General features: G+C 50.3%; 14 protein-coding genes. 9 read left to right on the top strand and 5 right to left on the bottom strand.

All coding sequences use genetic code 11. The annotated features are described in order from the left end of the window. Positions 1-2 precede the first annotated feature (2 nt). The 3 genes from HMPREF2756_RS10450 (at position 3) to secA (ending at position 4,480) form a co-directional block, all read left to right on the top strand. The gene (locus tag HMPREF2756_RS10450; protein ID WP_246825929.1) at positions 3-809 is read left to right on the top strand and encodes a ComF family protein; all 807 of its coding nucleotides are present in this window, start codon (positions 3-5) and stop codon (positions 807-809) included. A gap of 173 nt (positions 810-982) precedes the next feature. Beyond that, the gene (gene hpf / locus HMPREF2756_RS10445; RefSeq protein ID WP_070620920.1) at positions 983-1,618 is read left to right on the top strand and encodes a ribosome hibernation-promoting factor, HPF/YfiA family; all 636 of its coding nucleotides are present in this window, start codon (positions 983-985) and stop codon (positions 1,616-1,618) included. A gap of 252 nt (positions 1,619-1,870) precedes the next feature. Beyond that, positions 1,871-4,480, top strand: coding sequence for a preprotein translocase subunit SecA (secA, locus tag HMPREF2756_RS10440; protein WP_070620919.1), 2,610 nt, complete (start codon positions 1,871-1,873; stop codon positions 4,478-4,480). A 74-nt stretch (positions 4,481-4,554) separates the two neighbouring features. On the opposite strand, the gene HMPREF2756_RS10435 is transcribed toward secA, so the two are convergent. Together HMPREF2756_RS10435 and HMPREF2756_RS10430 are read right to left on the bottom strand one after the other, a co-directional pair. Continuing rightward, positions 4,555-5,184: an Rv3235 family protein gene (locus tag HMPREF2756_RS10435; RefSeq protein WP_004005039.1), complete on the bottom strand. Its 630-nt coding sequence runs from the start codon at positions 5,182-5,184 to the stop codon at positions 4,555-4,557. A gap of 57 nt (positions 5,185-5,241) precedes the next feature. Next, the gene (locus HMPREF2756_RS10430) at positions 5,242-6,267 is read right to left on the bottom strand and encodes a LysM peptidoglycan-binding domain-containing protein (RefSeq protein ID WP_070620918.1); all 1,026 of its coding nucleotides are present in this window, start codon (positions 6,265-6,267) and stop codon (positions 5,242-5,244) included. A 196-nt stretch (positions 6,268-6,463) separates the two neighbouring features. Here HMPREF2756_RS10430 and HMPREF2756_RS10425 point away from each other — a divergent pair, with 196 nt between their 5' ends. Then, positions 6,464-7,033, top strand: coding sequence for a hypothetical protein (locus HMPREF2756_RS10425; RefSeq protein WP_080972561.1), 570 nt, complete (start codon positions 6,464-6,466; stop codon positions 7,031-7,033). Here HMPREF2756_RS10425 and HMPREF2756_RS10420 read toward each other — a convergent pair. Next, positions 7,030-7,260, bottom strand: a complete 231-nt coding sequence (locus HMPREF2756_RS10420) for a helix-turn-helix domain-containing protein (protein ID WP_004005036.1) — start codon at positions 7,258-7,260, stop codon at positions 7,030-7,032. The two genes, HMPREF2756_RS10425 and HMPREF2756_RS10420, sit on opposite strands and share 4 nt — an antisense overlap. A gap of 366 nt (positions 7,261-7,626) precedes the next feature. On the opposite strand from HMPREF2756_RS10420, the gene HMPREF2756_RS10415 reads away from it, so the two are divergent. The 3 genes from HMPREF2756_RS10415 (at position 7,627) to HMPREF2756_RS10405 (ending at position 11,577) form a co-directional block, all read left to right on the top strand. Then, complete coding sequence (locus HMPREF2756_RS10415) at positions 7,627-8,307, top strand: SAF domain-containing protein (protein WP_070620917.1); 681 nt, start codon at positions 7,627-7,629, stop codon at positions 8,305-8,307. Continuing rightward, complete coding sequence (locus HMPREF2756_RS10410; protein ID WP_246825928.1) at positions 8,308-9,858, top strand: CpaE/TadZ family protein; 1,551 nt, start codon at positions 8,308-8,310, stop codon at positions 9,856-9,858. It abuts the gene before it with no gap. 153 nt (positions 9,859-10,011) lie between these two features. Further along, positions 10,012-11,577 carry a sensor histidine kinase gene (locus HMPREF2756_RS10405; protein ID WP_070620915.1) on the top strand — a complete coding sequence of 522 codons (1,566 nt, stop codon included), beginning with the start codon at positions 10,012-10,014 and terminating at the stop codon, positions 11,575-11,577. Positions 11,578-11,682: 105 nt separating this feature from the next. Here HMPREF2756_RS10405 and HMPREF2756_RS10400 read toward each other — a convergent pair whose 3' ends face one another. Beyond that, entirely contained in the window at positions 11,683-11,931 is a 249-nt protein-coding gene (locus HMPREF2756_RS10400; protein WP_004005030.1) for a WhiB family transcriptional regulator, read from the bottom strand. A 411-nt stretch (positions 11,932-12,342) separates the two neighbouring features. Here HMPREF2756_RS10400 and HMPREF2756_RS10395 point away from each other — a divergent pair, with 411 nt between their 5' ends. Next, positions 12,343-12,819 carry a hypothetical protein gene (locus HMPREF2756_RS10395; protein ID WP_070620913.1) on the top strand — a complete coding sequence of 159 codons (477 nt, stop codon included), beginning with the start codon at positions 12,343-12,345 and terminating at the stop codon, positions 12,817-12,819. 2 nt (positions 12,820-12,821) lie between these two features. Here the strand turns inward: HMPREF2756_RS10395 and HMPREF2756_RS10390 are convergent, their stop codons facing one another. Then, positions 12,822-16,571 (bottom strand): FtsK/SpoIIIE domain-containing protein, encoded by a 3,750-nt coding sequence (locus tag HMPREF2756_RS10390; RefSeq protein WP_246825927.1) that lies wholly within the window; start codon positions 16,569-16,571, stop codon positions 12,822-12,824. 1,042 nt (positions 16,572-17,613) lie between these two features. Between HMPREF2756_RS10390 and glf the strand changes: the two genes are divergently transcribed. Beyond that, positions 17,614-18,801 (top strand): UDP-galactopyranose mutase, encoded by a 1,188-nt coding sequence (gene glf, locus HMPREF2756_RS10385; protein WP_004005025.1) that lies wholly within the window; start codon positions 17,614-17,616, stop codon positions 18,799-18,801.

Raw genomic sequence — 18,801 nt, 5'->3', positions numbered from 1 at the left:
GAATGAGAGGTAAAAAGGCTCTTTACGCGGCGTGGGAGCTGTTCTTTCCGGCAACATGTGTCGGATGCGGTGTAGGCGGTACGGCACTTTTAGATGCTGCCGGTACTCGCCGGGCTTTGTGCTCTCGGTGCGAGACTTCACTGAGAAAACAAACCTTTGCCGTACATACTCCTGTGCTGCAGCACCCCGTACCGGGAGCGGTTGCAGCAGGTATCTATGAGAAAACACTCGCGCATGTAATCCTCTCCATGAAGAATGCGGGTCGTACTGATGCGGTTCCTGAGCTAGCGCGTGGATTGGGCAGGGCCGTGGCAACGATTATTGACCGTGCGCAGGTTCCCGCAGGAACGCGCATCTTATTGATACCCGTCCCTTCATCACAACGTAGCGTGCAGCGTCGTGGTTACGTACCGGCTGAGTTGCTTGTGCGACAGGTAGAACACGAGCTCAATCGTTCTGTAGCTCTGCACAGACGTAAAGTGCGGGTGAAGACACATCATATCTTGAGTTTAGAAAAAGAAAACATATACCAGCGTTTAATAAGACCGAATACAGCAGGACAGAAAACGCTCGGAGCTAGCGCGCGAGCCCAGCGTATGGAGGGAGCGATGCGGGTGTCACCCAGAGCAAGTGTAGCTGGGGCACTGTGCATTGTATGCGATGATGTGATGACTACCGGTGCCACCGTGTTTGAAGCATCACGAGTCTTGCGCCAGGGTGGCGCGAGAGTTCTGGGAGCAGCCTGTGTAGCCGCTGTGTCGATGCGGAAAAAAGTGGACGAGGAAGCCCTTATGGTACACCCTGACTAAGGCTATTCTGCGTTTTGATACACAGTGTTAGTACTACGAAAATAATTGTCATTTCCGGTGACATGCACCATAAGAATGTAATAAAATAATGACAAGGAGCCTCAAGGACGGGCTCCCGGTATCGAACTCAACCGAGTACGGTGCATAACCCCCACACTTTGGAGGGAAATATCGTGGAAGTCAACATCTACGGACGTAATATCAAGATTTCGGATCGTCTTCGTGAATATGTCGAAGAGAAGGTCGAAAAGTTCGAGCAGCTTGGCGACAACGTGAGCGATATCGACGTCAAAGTTACTAAAGATGGCCATCTTGGTGGCGAGTCAATTCGTGTTGAGATTACCGTTGTTGGACGTGGACCGGTGCTTCGTGCAGAAGCCCAAGGACATGATAAATTTGCGGTCTTTGATGAGACTTATGGAAAGCTCTTGGAACGCCTGCGTCGAGCACGTGATCGTCGTAAGCTACGCAAACATGGTGGTAAGCATCCTGTTTCTGTCGCAGATGCTACAGGATCGCTTCCTACGGTTACCGAGACGATTACGGAAATTTTGCTACCCGATGTTCCTGTTGAAGAAGCAGCCTTCGACAATAGCGAAGTTACCCTCGTCGATGAAGCAGCTTCACCAATTGAGATTCGTCACAAGAGTTTTGTAGGTGAAAAGCTGACTCCGGCAGAAGCCGTGGATCGTATGGAGCTCGTTGGTCATGACTTCTACCTTTATATTGACAAAGAAACAGGAGCACCGGCAGCCGCATATCGCCGTAAAGGATGGAGCTACGGTATTATCATTCTCACCGAAGAGTAGACGACACTCCTCATTATTAATACTCATTTAGATTTAGAACCCGAAATGCTTTCTTTCAAGCGAGTGTTTCGGGTTCTGCTATATTCCTGTGAGGAAAATAATTATTATTTCTACCCGCGCAGAGCGTAAAAATGAGGACTGTGACTGTCAGATGGATACCTCTGCCCTACAATAGTTAGGAAAGCCTCAAGCCGTGGGCGCATTTTGTGTCGCCCTCATGAGGGGACGAAGACAACAAGGAGTAGAAGCTCAGTGGCATCTTTCTTAGAGAACATCCTCCGCACTGGCGATAAAAAAATTCTTCGACAGTTAGAAGCGTATAGCGCGGCGGTCGATTCGCTTGAGGATAGTTTCGCGTCTATGACCGATGCCGAGCTTCGCGGCGAGACCGATAAGTTCCGTGCCCGAATTGAGGACGGCGAATCCCTGGATATTATGCTTCCTGAAGCCTTCGCTGTTGTCCGGGAAGCATCTAAGCGTACCCTTGGAAAACGTCACTACAAGGTTCAGGTTATGGGCGGAGCTGCCCTGCATTTGGGAAATATCGCTGAGATGAAAACCGGTGAGGGTAAAACTCTTGTCGCAACTCTGCCCGCATACCTAAACGCACTCAGTGGCAAAGGCGTGCACGTGGTGACGGTGAATGATTACCTTGCCGAATACCAGGCGAATCTGATGGGTCGTGTCTACCGGTTCCTTGGTATGGAATCTGGCGTGATTCTCTCGTCGATGGACCCGGACCAACGCCGTAAACAGTATGAAGCCGATATTACCTACGGTACGAATAACGAGTTTGGCTTCGATTACCTGCGTGACAATATGGCATGGACCGTTGACGAGCAGGTACAGCGCGGGCATAACTTTGCCATTATTGATGAGGTCGATTCGATCTTGATTGACGAGGCGCGTACCCCTCTTATTATCTCGGGGCCAGCTGCAGGTGAAGCGAACCGTTGGTACGGTGAATTCGCGCGCATCGCAAAAAACGTTCTTAAAGAAGATGAAGATTACGAGGTAGACGAGAAAAAACGCACCGTCGGTATTCTCGAATCTGGCATCGATAAAGTTGAAGACCATTTGGGTATTAAGAACCTGTACGAATCCAGGAATACTCCGCTTATAGGTTTCTTGAATAACTCCATCAAAGCGAAAGAGCTGTTTACCAATAATAAAGACTATGTGGTGATCGACGGTGAAGTCCTGATCGTGGATGAGCACACTGGTCGTATTCTTCCTGGACGCCGCTATAACGATGGTATCCATCAGGCTATTGAGGCTAAAGAAGGCGTCGAAATTAAGCCTGAAAACCAGACGATGGCAACCGTAACCTTGCAGAACTATTTCCGCATGTACGATAAGCTTTCCGGCATGACTGGTACTGCGGAGACTGAAGCTTCTGAATTTATGAGCACCTACGAGCTGGGTGTTGTTGCTATTCCCACGAATAAGGATGTGCAGCGTATTGACAACCCGGATAAGGTGTACCGTAACGAGGTAGCCAAGTTCAAAGCCGTTGTTAAAGACATTAAGAAACGCCATGAAAAGGGACAGCCTATTCTGGTGGGTACGACGAGCGTTGAGAAGTCGGAGTACCTCTCGCGTCAACTTGCAAAAGAAGGCGTGCGCCATGAGGTATTGAACGCCAAGAACAATGAGCGTGAGGCTCACATCGTGGCTCAGGCAGGGCGCAAGGGTGCCGTAACGGTGGCTACCAACATGGCAGGTCGTGGTACCGATATTATGCTTGGTGGTAACCCAGAATTCGAGGCTGTCGCCAAGATGGCTGAATTGGGTCTTGACCCGAACCGCGATTCTGAAGCATATGAGAAACGCTGGCCCGACATTCTGGAACAGTGCGAGGAAGAAGCAGCGACCGAGCACGATGAGGTAACGGAACTTGGTGGTCTTTATGTGCTAGGTACCGAACGCCATGAGTCGCGCCGCATCGATAACCAGCTGCGTGGTCGTTCTGGTCGTCAGGGTGACCCCGGCGAGTCCCGATTCTACCTTTCACTCACTGACGAACTTATGCGTCTGTTTAATACCGGCGCTGCAACCCGCCTCATGGCGATGGCTCCGGAAGATTCTTCTCTAGATTCGAAGTTGGTGACACGCGCTATCGCGACTGCGCAGTCAAACGTTGAGTCACGTAACGCAGAACAGCGTAAGAACGTGCTGAAATACGATGATGTTCTTAACCGCCAGCGTGAAGCCATCTATAAGGACCGTTCTCTGATTCTGCACGGCGACGATCTCAAGGAACAGATCTCTGGTTTTGTGGACGAGGTCTTGACGACCGCCATTGACGAACGTGTTAGCGAAGGGCACGCAGAAGATTGGGACCTTGACGACTTGTGGGAGGCTCTTGAGAGCATCTATCCCGTCAGTATTACCGCCGACGACCTGGCGGAAGATGCCGGGGATCGAACCCAGATTACTCGTGACCAGATAGTCAAAGAGATCCTTGCAGATGCGCATCTTGTCTACGATGAACGCGAAGATTCTGTAGGCGAAGATTCTATGCGTGAGATTGAGCGTCGTGTAATGCTCTCGACTATTGGAGAACGCTGGCCTGAACATCTGTACGAGATGGACTACCTGAAAGAAGGTATCGGACTACGTGCGATGGCACAACGCGACCCCCTAGTGGAATACCAGCGTGAGGGCTACAGCATGTACCAGGCTATGCTTGACGCTATTCGCGAAGAGACCGTTAGTTACCTCTTCAATTTGGATTTGTCGAAGCAGCGAACCAAAGCCTCGGCGGTGCAGCTTCAGTCTCCGAGCCGCCCAAAGTTCTTGCAGTACTCTGCACCCAATGAAGAAGGTGGCACCGATGTTCGCGTAGAGAACGCTGACTAGCAGCTTCATCACTATTTTCATCATGCATGTGGGCACTCCCAAAATCTTGGGGTGCCCACATCTGGTTATGCGGTTTAGATAAAGTGCAGTGCAGTAATATACCACCCGCCGTAGCGAGCCTGCACCCGCATTGCCATAGCCCTGGTTACAAAACCGTCCGTGAGAATAATACATGCCTCATATGTCTCGTCATTAAGTCTTTGAGCACGGCTCCGCGCTACGTGCGGGGTCTTGGTAAAAGCGAGATAACTAGCATGTTGCTCTTGCGAGGAACGGCGCTGTTCCAACGCCGTGAAGCATTCGGGTGATAGCCAGTGTTTGAACTGCTGTGCGGATCGCTTTTTCATAAGAACCTCAAGAACCGCTAAACCTATGCCTGCGCAAAGCGACTCAATGCGTAGGGTTCCAGAATCGGAACGCTTAAGAGGTCGCCCGTGAGATGCACTTTTCCGGGAACGAATGCGTGCCCTAACAGCGGTGTTCTGCGGCAACATATGGTGAGCTTCTCTATTCTGTTGATCTTGAGCGTACATATTGATCGGGGAGAGGACTACTCCATATTGTGATTGGACAAGATTTCCTGGCGCGGTCGATGGTGGTACATCGGGAATATCACCCTGTTGCGCTCTGGCGGCTGCTTCTTTGAGAAAATGGCTCTCGATCTTCTTGGAGAGATCGTGAAGAGAAATATTGATAGCGGTCATGATTTAGCTCCTTTGCATAGTGGTTGGACATATCGGTCGAGAAGAAAAATAGCGTACTTATCGGTCAGGCAATGTGAGAGTTTGACCTGGATACAGAATATTGGGGTTACCCCCCATAACGTCCAGGTTGGCGGAGTGGATTCTCAGGGAGTATTCCAGAATCTCCGGAGGAGAGGCATCGTCGCTCAGCTCGTGAGAGGCAATGGACCAGAGAGAATCACCCACAACAACTTGGTGGCTGGAACGCGTAGCGTGGTTTCGAGATGCTGGTGATACTTCTCTGGAAGGTGCGCCTTCTCGTTGGCCGCCGAAGAACGGGCTCAAACTCTGATGTTCTGCTTGAGGCTGGATTGTCGGGGTAACCGCCGGTTCGGCAGATATGTTTGGCGGAGGCGTACCATAGGGCTGCGCGTAGGGTGAAAGACTTGGACGTTGCTGCTGGACGGGTACTGCCGGGCTCTCAGAAGACTCATGAGGAGAAGCGGAGGCTCCAGTAGCCTGCGGAGATGAGGCAGCAGCCTGGTAGAACGGAGAGTTCTGAGACGGTACCCCTTGAGGGGTTCCTGCAGCTGACTCCTGCGGTGAAGCATCCGCTGCCGTGCTGGGCGTAGAATTTTCCACAGATGCCTCTGGCGACGATGAAGCCGAGTGGGCAGCAGGGGAGGCTGAAAGCTGAGACGGCGCAGATATTGCAGGGTTGCTGATATTCGGATGCGCATCTGCGGCCTGTGCAGGTGCAAATGCCGCGCTAAGACCTAATGCTGCACCGCCTAGAGTAAGAATAGTGTTGCGTATATACCGGGGGAGCAGAAAAGTTCCACGATCCTCACGGTGATGCAGACGTATGGAACCGGCTCTGACTTTCAGAAGGTAGCCAACACCGAGGATAACGCCAAGAGCCCACCAGAGCATGACGGCTGCAGAGAGGACTTCAACGCTTATCATCATAGCGTTTTCCAAACCCGTCAAAGATACAGATATAACGCGAACACTATGCGCTAGCACCCCTGAGAGAACGGATAGCGTGGGAACGCCGATGCTAAGCACTCCATCGAGGACGCTCATCTGAGCTTGTGACTTCATCGTATTCCCCCTTGGCGTTGGTAGTCGTTGATGTTCTTATATGTTATATTTACCCCGCCTACATAGTCGGTGTAAATCTGAAGGGGAGAATCTTAATCATTTAGTAATAATTCTCGAAGAAATGCTGATTTTTCGGGGCTTGTGGAGGTGCAATATGCCTCAAGACTTTAGAATACAGTAGGCTCATAGCATGAGAATGCAACGATTATTCCGAGATTTAGACATACAGTTTGAAGCGGAACAGCTTCGGACTCTTGAGAACCAGGCACAACGACGTGCCCGCATGCAGTATCTGGCGGTGACCATGCGTGAGCGATGTGCGGCTCAACATGGGAGCAGGATAAAAGTCTGTGGCACGGATGGGACGGTTCGTGAAGGGTGTCTTGAAGCGATTGGTCAGGGGTGGATTCAGCTCAGCACAGGACGAGAGAATATCCTTATTCCAGAATCGAGCATCCTGTGGTGGGAATGTGAGAATCAGGCGGCAAAGGTCAAGGTTGATGTGCAGGCTCGTGCCTATAGGTTCAGCACGTCTGATGCTTGCTACGCCTTGATGATGGCGCAAGAGCCAGTGCGGGTATCTTGTGATTCGCCAGTAAACACGATGTTTGAAGGTGTTATCGCACGAGTTGGGGCAGACTTTATCGAAATGACGTTATCTCCATGCGAACCTTATTCCGCATACTCCAATGCGCTGGCATATAAAGAACGGGGTGTGAGGATAATCCCCACATCCCGTATATGCGCTATTGTGACGGTCAATTAGTTGGCTTTGATTTTCGTCATTTTGCCGGAGGCGATGGCTTCTAGTGTTTGTTCGTGGCGTTCGTTAATGTACTCTTCGAAGCGTGTGCGCTCAATACGCCATTGGTTGCGACCACCAATTTGAATTGCTGGTAGTTCGCCGCTACGAACGAGTGCTCGTACCTGGCTCAACGACACCTGCAACTCCTCGGCGACATCGCTGAGTGTCAAAAAACGTGGTGCAGACATGGTAAAAATCCTTCCGCTACAGAGTCTTTGGGTCCCTTTGTGCTCTTGAGGAGCAGCTAATGTGTAGTTTCAGTATAGTCTACTAAATAGGCTTATGCCAGCTTATTTATGCACATAAGCCTGAAAAAAATATCTAGCTGTACATCTCATATTCATAGGTTTGTAGTTTAGATATTATGCACACAAAGAGATGATATTGCGCTCAAAGTTGTAATAATTGCTTTCAAGGTGTGCAGTGTGGTGCTATATAATTTAGACGCTTGTTCCCTGATGAAAGCGCAGAAAACAGCTACAAACCACTAGGGTAGCGATACTTCCGGATGAAAGGTCTATGCAGTGAAGCATAATAAAATCTCCAGAACGAATATGCATCAACCTGAAGAAAGTAGTATGCGTATGCACAAGCCGGGTTTTAAAGACCCGAAGCTTATTGTTGGTCTTATCTTAATTCTGATTTCAATAGCAGGAGTTATTGGAATTATTAGAATTAATAATCAGACTTATACATATTACACTGCGAAGAATGATATTTCTATTGGGCAAAAGATTACTCCAGATATGCTGATTGAAAAACAGGTTAATCTGGGTGATAGTAAAGATCGCTATCTTTCACGTGAGCAACTTGAATCAGGAAAGTATATTGCTGTGCGGCAAATTCCTGCGGGGGAGCTTATTAGCTCGGCATCTGCACACGAGAATATCCAGGAGCGCAGACGGCTTGTTACGGTAACCCTTGATCGTGGAATAGCTTCTACTCTTAAAGCTGGCGAGCGTGTGGATATCTGGGTCATCTCCTCCGGCAAGGAAAAGCAGAAAGTGCCTGAGGGCGAAGGTAAAAACGAGGATAATGAGTCTGAACAAAAACCTCTTGTTCAGAATGCAGAAATATCAACTATTGCGGTTGATGAAGGAGTTTTGGGTGCGAACGGGCATGCCAATGTACAGCTTTGGATAGAATCCGAAAAGCTACCGGATATTCTGCATGCCATGTCATCAGAGACAAAAATTACCCTTGTGCCTATTGAGTATAAATCTGAGGGGAACTAAGTGATCCATAATATCCCTCTGGTACTTTTAGGAGACGACGGTACCATCCTGAACGCTATCGAATCTCAACGGGGGCGTGTTAGCGTTGCTCGAAGCGCTCATACTTTTGCGGATGCTTTAGGCTATGCCCACGCCGGAATAGCGTGTGCTATTCTCAGCGTGGGTCTGCCTCAGGAAGCTACCGTATCTATTCTGCACGAACTGGACGAAGCAGATGTAAAATTTATTGCTTTGGTTCCTGAAGATACTCTGCTTCCGGATCTTGTTATGCCTCTTGCAACAGATACGGAACCGCATCAACTGCCAGCAATAGTGGAAAAATTACTTGATGAGGCATCTGCTGAGCCTGAACAGGAACTCGGCATAACTCCTCAAGAAGCGGAGAACGGGTATGGGTACGACTCGGGATATTCCGGACACTACGGATATGATACGCAGAATCTCTACAACGGGTCAGGAGAATACCTGCATCCCGATACTTCTGGATACGGCTATGCTCTGGTAAATCCTGATAGGAACCAGACCGAGCAAAACAGTATAGATTTTTCTCTGCCTCGTCTTCCGCAGGCTCAGCTTGAAGTGCCGCAGCTTCAGGAAGCTTACAAAGCCTCCGTCCACCTTGAAAATATGCAGCAGCTGACGCTGAATGATTTTAGAGATCAGTCTAGGCAACATCATCCACAGTTTTCTGGGCCTCACATAGATGCTGTAGAAGCTGAAAACCGAGGAACTATTGTTGCCGTGTGGGGTACAGGGGGAGCTCCGGGGCGTAGCACTTTAGCACTCAACCTGGCAAACTGCGCTGCCGCAGAAGGAATGCGTGTATGTTTAGTCGATGCGGATACTTATGACCCTTCTTTAAGCCCTCTGCTGGGTCTTTTAGACGATTATTCTGGTATCGCACAGCTGTGTCATTTTGCCGAACGTGGGCAGCTTGACACCCAGATCAGCGATGAAGCAATTAGTACTCTGCGGGTGGGCAAATATTATCTTGATTTTTTGAGCGGTATCACCCGCCCCGATCGCTGGCCTGAGCTACGGACACGTGCACTCTGCGATAGTTTAAAGTGGCTTGCGCATCGCTACGACGTCATTATTCTTGACACAGCGGCATGTCTTGAATCTGATGCCGAGCTAGGCTTTGCGCAGACTGGTCCTCGCCGTAATGGTGCTACTATAACGGCTCTTGAAATGGCGGATCACATCGTTTTATTGGGAAATGCCGATATTATCGGTATTCCTCGAATGATCCGCGCGTACGACCAGATGCGTGAAGGCGCCTGCACCCTTCGTGATACTGCCAAGGTTCATATCTGGCTCAACAAAGTGCGTGCTGAGGCAACCGGACGAGATGCGGAACGAGAACTGGCGAATACCTGGCAACGTTTTGGACCGCGAAACCCTATTTCGGGGTTTTTGCCGTATGACCGGAAAACTGTGGATCGGGCATGGTTTCGTGGGCAGACTCTTCTGGAATACGCCCCCAGAAGCCCGCTGGTTGTTGGGATTCGTAAACTATACGTATCGTTGGGCCTTAGGAAACTGAGGTGATCCTTTTCTCGGGATACGAAACCGAAAAGTAACAATAGGGTCTATAGCGCATGAATACGGCGTAAAAACTATAAACTCTCCACGTCATATATCCAGAAAACATGGTTGAACCGTAGAATAGGTTAGACGTATTCAACTTCTTGGGAGAGCCCAATGTCTTTTACAGAGAGTAATCTCAACCCTGGTGGTTTCGGCCCTGGTGATACCGAGTGGATTCACCTCATCATCGGGGAGTGGCAGATTATTGCCGATATTGCTCAGAGCGACCTTGTTGTATGGTTCCCCACTGACTATGTGGTGGCTGATGGGAGCGGACCGGATAGCGTTTCTGGGCCGTCGGCGTCCAGCGGGTTTTCAGCAATAGCGCATGTACGCCCGTCTAACGTGCACACTCTGTTTCATCACGATATTGTGGATCACACGATGGACGATAATATCTGCGATGAAGCACGTAAATCTTGGCATACCCAGAAGATTGTTCACCATGTTATGGAAGCCGGGCCCAGTATGCGCCCTGGAGTGAAAGTGACCTTTGTGCCGATAGTGCGTAATAGCCGTACTATTGCGCTTCTGAGTATGCATACGATTCCCACTGTAGTGCGGGCATCGTCTCAAGCTGAAGAAATCTATAACTGGGTTACTGAGAATATGCTGGAGATGATTCACCTTGGTATTTGGCCTGATCCTCTGGCGCAGGAGAATAATACTCGTGGTAATCCACGTGCTATTGATGGAATTATCGTCATTAATCCACAAGGTCAGGTTGTTTTGGCCTCACCCAATGCAAACTCAATGTATGCGCGCTTGGGGCTAGGTGACCATCTTGAGAACCTCAACCTGGCGGATGTTACCCGAGATATGCTTCCTTCTGGGGAGGAAGCTGATGAGACTTTGCAGCTCGTTTTAGCGGGCCGTGCGGATATACGTACTGAACTTACGATTGGCCGCACCCGAGTAACGATGCGTTCTATTCCGCTCGTGCATAGCACTACTTTTCGGATGGAACGTCTTGGTGCACTTATTTTGTGCCGTGATGTCACGGAACTGCGTCGCCGCGAGCTGGAGCTTATGACAAAAGATGCAACAATCCGAGAGATCCACCATCGTGTCAAGAATAATCTTCAAACGGTTTCGGCACTTTTACGGTTGCAGTCGCGGCGCATGACAACACCTGAAGCAAAGCAGGGACTGGAACAAGCTATGCGACGCGTGGCTACAATTGCAACGGTGCATGAAGCCCTGTCACAGGGGTTAACGCAGAGTGTAGATTTTGACGAGCTTATCGAGCGGCAATTCCATATTGCTGCCGAGCTCGCTTCTCCCGGGCAGACTGTAGATACAGAGCTCTTGGGGCACTTTGGGCTACTTCCTAGTCAATTTGCCACTCCGCTCGCCCTTGTTATCAACGAAGTTGTTGCAAATGCTGTAGAGCATGGGCTGAACGGTGAAACTGGGCGTGTGACTCTTGAAGGGCGCCGAAACATCAATGAGCAGGGGGATAATACCCTGACCGTTATTATTACGGACAACGGCAGAGGTATGGGGGATGACCCCATCGAAGAATCTGGTGCGGATGCATACCGGCCTACAGCGGAGCATGAAGGATTAGGAATGCAGATCGTACGTACTCTAGTTGCCAGTGAGCTTAACGGCTCGATCCGTTGGGAAGCGAATGAGCCTTCGGGCACGCGCGTTATTATCAATGCCGTCTTGAGTTAGTACGATGTCGCATTTTGGTATGAAGAAAATAGCAGAAGCCCGGTGTCACTCCTGCCGGAAGTAGGAATGACACCGAGCTTCTACTATGAGAATGCGCGCTTATAGTTAGGAAGCACGGCGGGCGCGAGCAGCGCGACGTTTCATCGCACGACGCTCATCCTCGCTGGTCCCTCCCCAAACGCCAGAATCTTGACCGGTTTCGATAGCCCATTTGAGGCATACGTCAATAACCTCGCACGAGCGGCAAACAGTTTTTGCCTCTTCAATCTGCAAGAGAGCAGGCCCGGTGTTTCCAACAGGGAAAAATAGTTCTGGATCCTTATCCAAGCAAGCAGCACGGCTACGCCAATCCACAGCTGGACCTCCTTCTATCTTATGGTTTGCTCGTGCTTCGCTACTGCACGGTAGCTGACAACAAGCGATAACTTAACTTGTTCTGTGTGCGTGTAGGCAAATCTTTACGTCAATGAGTGGTGCAAAAATTTGACTTATCAACTTTCGCATGGATATTCCTCTCTGACAAGGGGTTTTTCGAAAAAAATCTTAAAATTTTGGAGGTTTGCATCACTTAGGGTCTCCTTGTATCTAAGTTTCAATACTTAAGAAACTCCTATAACTATGTTCAAAAATCATGAAAAAAGAGCAAATTACGTGAACTTCTACGAATGCACGACATAAAACGTCAGACCATGCGTGCTTAACGACTGCCAGTTAGAATTAAAAGCCTATAAGCCTCGCATCTGAGCCCACCGCAAGGAGAGTACGATGGGGAAGACCACCAACATGATGAAAGCACGCGTCACCGTACCGATTACTGTAAAAATAACCTCCGGTATATTAGGATTTTTTGCCGTCGTGCTTGTGTACCGCGGAATTATCGCCCCCTTCATCATGAATGACTCTGCGAGGAACGCAGATCGTATCGTCAACAGTCTCATTCAAGTTGCTTTGGGGGTAGGCATCATGTTCTGCGCTGTTCGTTTCTATCAGGGACATGCTCGTGTCTGGGTGATGCTCATCAGCCTGTGTGCTGCTTTTGTAGGTGCTTCTAACCTCTCCATATACTTTAGTCTTACCCCAGAAGTACAGGCTGCTGCCGTAACATTTTTAGTGATTAACTGTGTGGAAATTCTCTTAGCTGGAACGGCATTCGCGCTCCTCTTCACCCGTGCAACCCGAGAATATACACTCAAAGTTACTGAGGAAGAGGAACGAGAATTATCCCGTTATGCGGGTCGATAAATTTACTCTTGATAAGCCTGAACGGCATCATGTGTAGACTGATACACCCCATCGGGAACCTGAAAAGCCTGTACACGGCCCGCATCCACAAGTGCTCCGCGCCCAGCCGGTAACATCCCCTCGGTATACATATCGCGTGGGATCTCATGCAAAGAACAAATGTCCCCATCAGAGATAGAGGCAGGAGCCAGAAGAACCGCGCGCGAGCATCCAGAAAGTGCCGTCAAAATGGGGGATGAATGCCACCGGGCCCATGGCGTATATGCTACCCAAACAGCCCTGAAACGCGGCCCGAGCTCAAGAAGCACCTGCTGAGCGGCTGCCGGTATATAGGCAAGATCATCGATGAGAATCAGAGTTTTCTCGGGATCTTGTACCGACTCGCACATCTGGCGAATTTTCTGGGCGTCGGGTGGGGTGTTCCCATTGATGTAGAGAGCTCCCAGATGCGGGTTAATCATTCGAAGCGCAGAGAGAAAATGCGTTTTACCTGAGGCTCGGGAACCCACAACGGGTATAAAAACGCCTTCCTTGGCCTGAAGAAAGCTAGGAGTGCCCGTACGGGAGTAGCCGCACAATATATGTGTTCCCTGGGCGTTGTAGCCTCTATGCCACATGACGATTGTCTCTAGCTGTGGCATGGGAAAAGTCCGCGGGAACTGACGGAGTGAGAGCGACTTATCGCATGAAAAGTCGGAGTTACCCGATTGCAGCTCGATGATATTTTTACATGAGGTCACGACAGGGCACAACGTTGATGCTTCCAGAGGAACATCACCCACAAGGGTGGTATTGAGCCCGCCTTCGATCGCAAAATGTGTGGCGTTCGGTAGAGGATAGCTCTTAGAAGACTTGCGCAGTAAATCCGATTCCACAAACCTGCGGCTGAGAAGGGTTGAATATGCGACCGAATTGAACCTGCCTCGCAGAGGAAGAGCTGAGGTAAAAACAACCTGGTAGCCCTCACGGTTGCTTTGAGCCAATACATCGTAGAGATATGATTCCGCCTGGGGGTCTCTCATGAGCATTTCAAGCCATCCGTCAACTCCGTCACAGATTAGCAGAGGCTGCTGAGCGCTCTGGTCAGCAGAATGATGGCTCGAACGTATTTTTTCGAGGCAGAATCGAAGATGCTGAGGCTCATGGGGGCCAACGAGTACGGCAAGACTATCTGCGTACGAGTGCAGGCGTCGATGATACCCGGCATCTGAGGTGAAAACATAGACAGGGTTCTGCCGCTCAATAGCTTGGGCTATGAGCGCGTTTGTGATTGCGGTGCGTTCGGAAACAGTTCCTAGCACGGCAAGGGCGCCCGGATGCGCCTCCAAATCCAGCCGGATAGGCTGCCGTTTACCGTACTGTGGGATTTCGACGGTGCCCAAAAGGTAACCGCGTCTACGTGCGCCGTCTGAGCCGAGGATTTGATGAAGACTGGTATCAAGCAGGGTACGGGTTAGAGGAAAATTCTCCGGTAATGCTTGCGGTATAGGGGTATACCGTGCGTAGGTATAAGTAACACTGCTCGAATTTTGCTCGGAATGATCAACAAACGCAGGGCTCTTGTGTGAAGACAGGTATAAGTCACGAATACTGTGCACGGCACGGGTTAGGAGCTTATCCTCACCTTCAGCTGGAACTTGTTGTACGGAGGGTGTCTTGTTTAGGGGAACCCATCCCGGAGTCTCCCACCGATACATCTGTTGGAAGTCCGCATGTTGCTGCGGAAGAGCGTCCACAAGTGGGGCACGGAAAGCTAGAATACGACCATCTGGAAGACTGACATATCCCGCTCCGGGAGAGGACGCGGAAATATGCGCGGCCTTTTCATGCCCTAAGAGATTGTATGAATCCTGCGCAGATGCCACACGCAAACAGATATTTGTAGCAATATTGGCCCGAATATCCTGTGAAATACTTCCCTGAGGTCGTTGAGTTGCCAAGAGCAGGTGAATACCTAAGGAACGACCAATAGTAGCGATGCGCATTAGTTCGGTCATAGCATCCGGCATAGACTCAACGAGCATACGGAACTCATCGACCACAATCACAACTTCCGGGTACTGTGGTATTTCGCCCGTTGAAGCGCACAACCGCAGGTAGTCATGATAAGAATTTACCCCTAAGTTGCGTAAATCAAGCTCACGTCGGTTCACATCGGCACGTAAAAACTCAAGCGCGCGGCGAACGGCGGCAACATCGAAGTCGCTCAGCAAACTGAGGGTATGGGGAAGCTCAGCCAGAGGACCGAGCCCGGCGGAACCCTTGAAATCTACCAGAATAAGCCCCAGCCGTTCTGGGGAATATCGCAGAGCTGCACTGAGGATGAGCGAACGCAAAAGTTGAGATTTTCCTGCGCCGGTGGTGCCTCCCAGAAGCCAATGTGGGCCGTGCGTTGTGAACCCAATATCGCAAAATCCTTCAGTGGTGGACCCTAAGAGACAACGAATATCCTCTGCGTAGCGGTTGTGTTCCCACCGCTGAAGGCACTGCTCGTAGAGGAGATTCGTAGACTGCTGGGTAAGCTCAGAGAAAGCAAGCGTGCGTGCATGGACCGAACCGGCGCCGTGTCCTGACCCTGCGGGAGATGACGCCTGGACCGCAGATAAAGCCCCCAAAGTACGAATGTATGTGTTAGTACTGAGCCCATCTGCTATAGCACATATATCGTGCAGGTCTAAGGGGTGGTTCTGAACGATCCCTTCGTGAGGCATAAGTCCTGCGTGCTGAGAAGAGCCGGTGATTTTGTGGGCTGTATCATCAGTGATGCTGCCGCGAAGCAGATATTGCACAGATTCTAGGTAATCGCCGTGGGTATGTACCTGCAGGTGGGATATATGGGTGAATACCGAAGCAGAGCGAGGTGAATCGATGGTTCCACGGGCGATAGGCATGTGAACAATGCATAACCTTGCCCCCTGCGCGGCTCGTTTAATCAACGCAGCCGGTATGGAACGCACTAGTGATGCGGAAATGATGAAAAGCCGGTCGTCTCCAGCCTCCTGTGAAGTCGATAAGGCTGTTCCTGGACGTTCTGCAGCATCACATATCTTTTCGAGAATATGGTGAGCCTGAGACGCACCCTCGTAAAGAAACACACGGGGGCAGACACCTAAGGAACGCAAAGCACCGTAAAGCGGTGTTTCGGCATGCTCAGCATCGGTTATGACCGTGATGGTATCGCGTGCATGGGCTACAAGCTGTACTAAATAAGCATGAAGATGTTCGGCACGCAGCGATACGTCGTGAGGTAAGCCTGGTACTGGGACCGGAATATAATGTGGAGCCTGCGGATGCGGAGAAGTCTTCTCAAATCGTACGTTTCGCCCCGAAATATAGGGGAGACGAGGACCGTATCCTAGGACTACAGCAGGTGACCGTGCAGCGTCAGGGGCCGCTGCGTGCAACAGTGTTCCTGCTGTCGGCAATGCCTGTGCTCGTTCTAACTCTTGCTTTGCGCTGCTCTTCACCAACGCAGCGGCACTGCGGTTTTCCGCTCTGCCCCCGAAAAAATGCATCAGCATAAAAAGTGAAGAAGCCACAGACATGAGCAAGAAAATCCACATACCTGTAAAAAGGGCGAAGGCCACGCCCGCCACAAGCGGTAACAGGATAGTCATCAGCATCATGCCCAGTTTTCGGGGAGCGGGCGGATTAACAATAACCGGAGTAAAAGGCGAAGAATCGTGTGAGGGCGTGGGAAGCTCCGGGGTTTTTCCGGGAGGACAGATGACACACAGTGAAGTACCTACCATAAAAGGTTTGTTCCACTGTAGAATTTGAGGCTTTGGGCGCGCACGGGAGCCGGTTCTTTGCGCAGTCCCCTCCGGCTCTAGAATCCTGAGAGTCACCCCTGAACCAGAAGCATCAAATTCGGCGTGGCGTGGCTTGATATATGGATCATTGAGTGAAATACCGCTACGCGTTTCGGAGCGGCCTAGAACGGTTAACCCACGAGGGAGTGAGAAGGAGCGGCCCGCATCCGGTCCCCGAAGTACGCAAAGAGTACTAACTGATGCTGGTCTCTCATCGGAAGGTTGCTCGGGTTTGAGCCAGGATCCATGTACCATAGGTGCGGCTGCAGCCACGCAATCTTCTAAACGAGCGGAATCACCGCTAGGAGAAAAGACACTATATGCATTTTTAGCGGGCGAAATTATGTGTTGTACCTGTGCCCCCGAGGTCTGTTCGGAACATTCAAGAGATAAGAGGCTTGGATAGAAACCGTGATCAGTCAAGCGCTCCTGGGCGCTCGCATCTGCGATATTAGGGGTGTGGAAAAGCCGAAGTTTCATATTTCTATATCAGTTCGGTATGCCATGTGCTTTCAACCGCTTTGTCGTGGTTCTGTGGATAACGTGTGAGATTCAGACGTGATGAGCAGGTTATCCACAGATATTTTGGAAATTTACCGGTAATAACGGCGAAAAACCGGAAATATTACGTGATGTGCAGGCTCGCGTGATTGTCTCGGAGAGAGGTTGCATAGACGTGCAGTTTGAACCAAAAGTTGAGACACTCCGTATATCTCAGCCCGGTTCTTCGGTAGGATTGGTACACTCGAATTTCGGAATTATCACTTATACCGTGTGCGTTGTAGGGTAAACCCCAGTCTGCTGTACCGGGAAAATATGCAACTGACGGTGTTATCGGGTAACTTTAGATAATGACTAAAATCGTTGTGTCATTGGCAGCGTATGCCGTAAACACAACAAAATTGGCTCCCTTGCACAGGGCGTCTACGGCAGGTGAATTCGCTGATATAACGCGAGTTCCCATGACATACAGGAGTAAATAATGACTGCGGATCTCGTGGTTGTCGGATCCGGCCTTTTCGGTCTGACCATTGCAGAACAGGCAGCGACCGAATTGGGCCTGAAGGTCGTTCTGCTGGATCGTCGTTCTCATATCGGCGGTAATGCATACAGCGAGAATGAAGAGCAGACTGGTATTGAGGTGCACCGCTATGGCGCTCACCTTTTCCATACCTCCAACGAGCGTGTCTGGGAATATGTAAACCGATTTACTGGGTTCACCAATTACGTGCACCGTGTATACACTCGTCACAACGGTATTGTGTACCCCATGCCTATCAACCTGGGCACCATTAACCAGTTCTTTAACGCTGCTTACTCTCCTGCGGAAGCAAAGGCGCTCATCGCAGAACAAGCTGGCGAACTGGCAGGTACCGACCCGCAAAACCTCAACGACAAAGGTATTTCACTCATCGGGCGCCCACTGTACGAAGCCTTTATCAAACACTACACCGCCAAACAATGGCAGACCCCGCCGGAGGAACTGCCTGCATCCATTATTTCGCGCCTGCCTGTGCGGTACACCTACGACAACCGTTACTTCAACGATAAGTATGAAGGTCTACCGGTCGACGGGTATGCAGCGTGGCTGGAACGCATGGCGGCGCATCCGAATATTGAAGTTCGTCTGAATACGGACTTCTTCTCGGATGATCACGAGTATTCTCGTGAGAAAGTTCTGGGGCAAATTCCTGTGGTTTACACCGGTCCCGTCGATCGTTACTTCGATTATGCAGAGGGCGACCTCTCATGGCGCACCATTGATCTGGAAGAAGAAGTTCTGCCAATTGAAGATTTTCAGGGCTGTTCCGTGATGAACTATCCTGATGCGGATGTTCCTTTTACCCGTATTCACGAGTTCCGTCACTTCCATCCCGAGCGTGATTACACGAAGGATGCAACCGTTATTATGCGCGAATACTCACGCTTTGCAAATAAGGGCGATGAGCCCTATTACCCAGTAAATACCTCTGTAGACCGTGAAAAACTTTTGAAGTACCGTGATCTGGCAAAGGGCGAGCAGAACGTTCTTTTTGGGGGCCGTCTGGGTACCTACAAGTACCTCGATATGCATATGGCGATCGGCGCGGCGCTGTCGATGTTTGATAACAAGATTCGTCCGCACTTTGCACAGGGTGCCAAGATTGAATCTGGTGGAGTTGACGCATAA

The sequence above is a fragment of the Rothia sp. HMSC067H10 genome (assembly GCF_001810635.1).
Classification (GTDB): Bacteria; Actinomycetota; Actinomycetes; order Actinomycetales; family Micrococcaceae; genus Rothia; species Rothia dentocariosa.
This window is presented reverse-complemented; position numbering and strand designations above follow the sequence as displayed.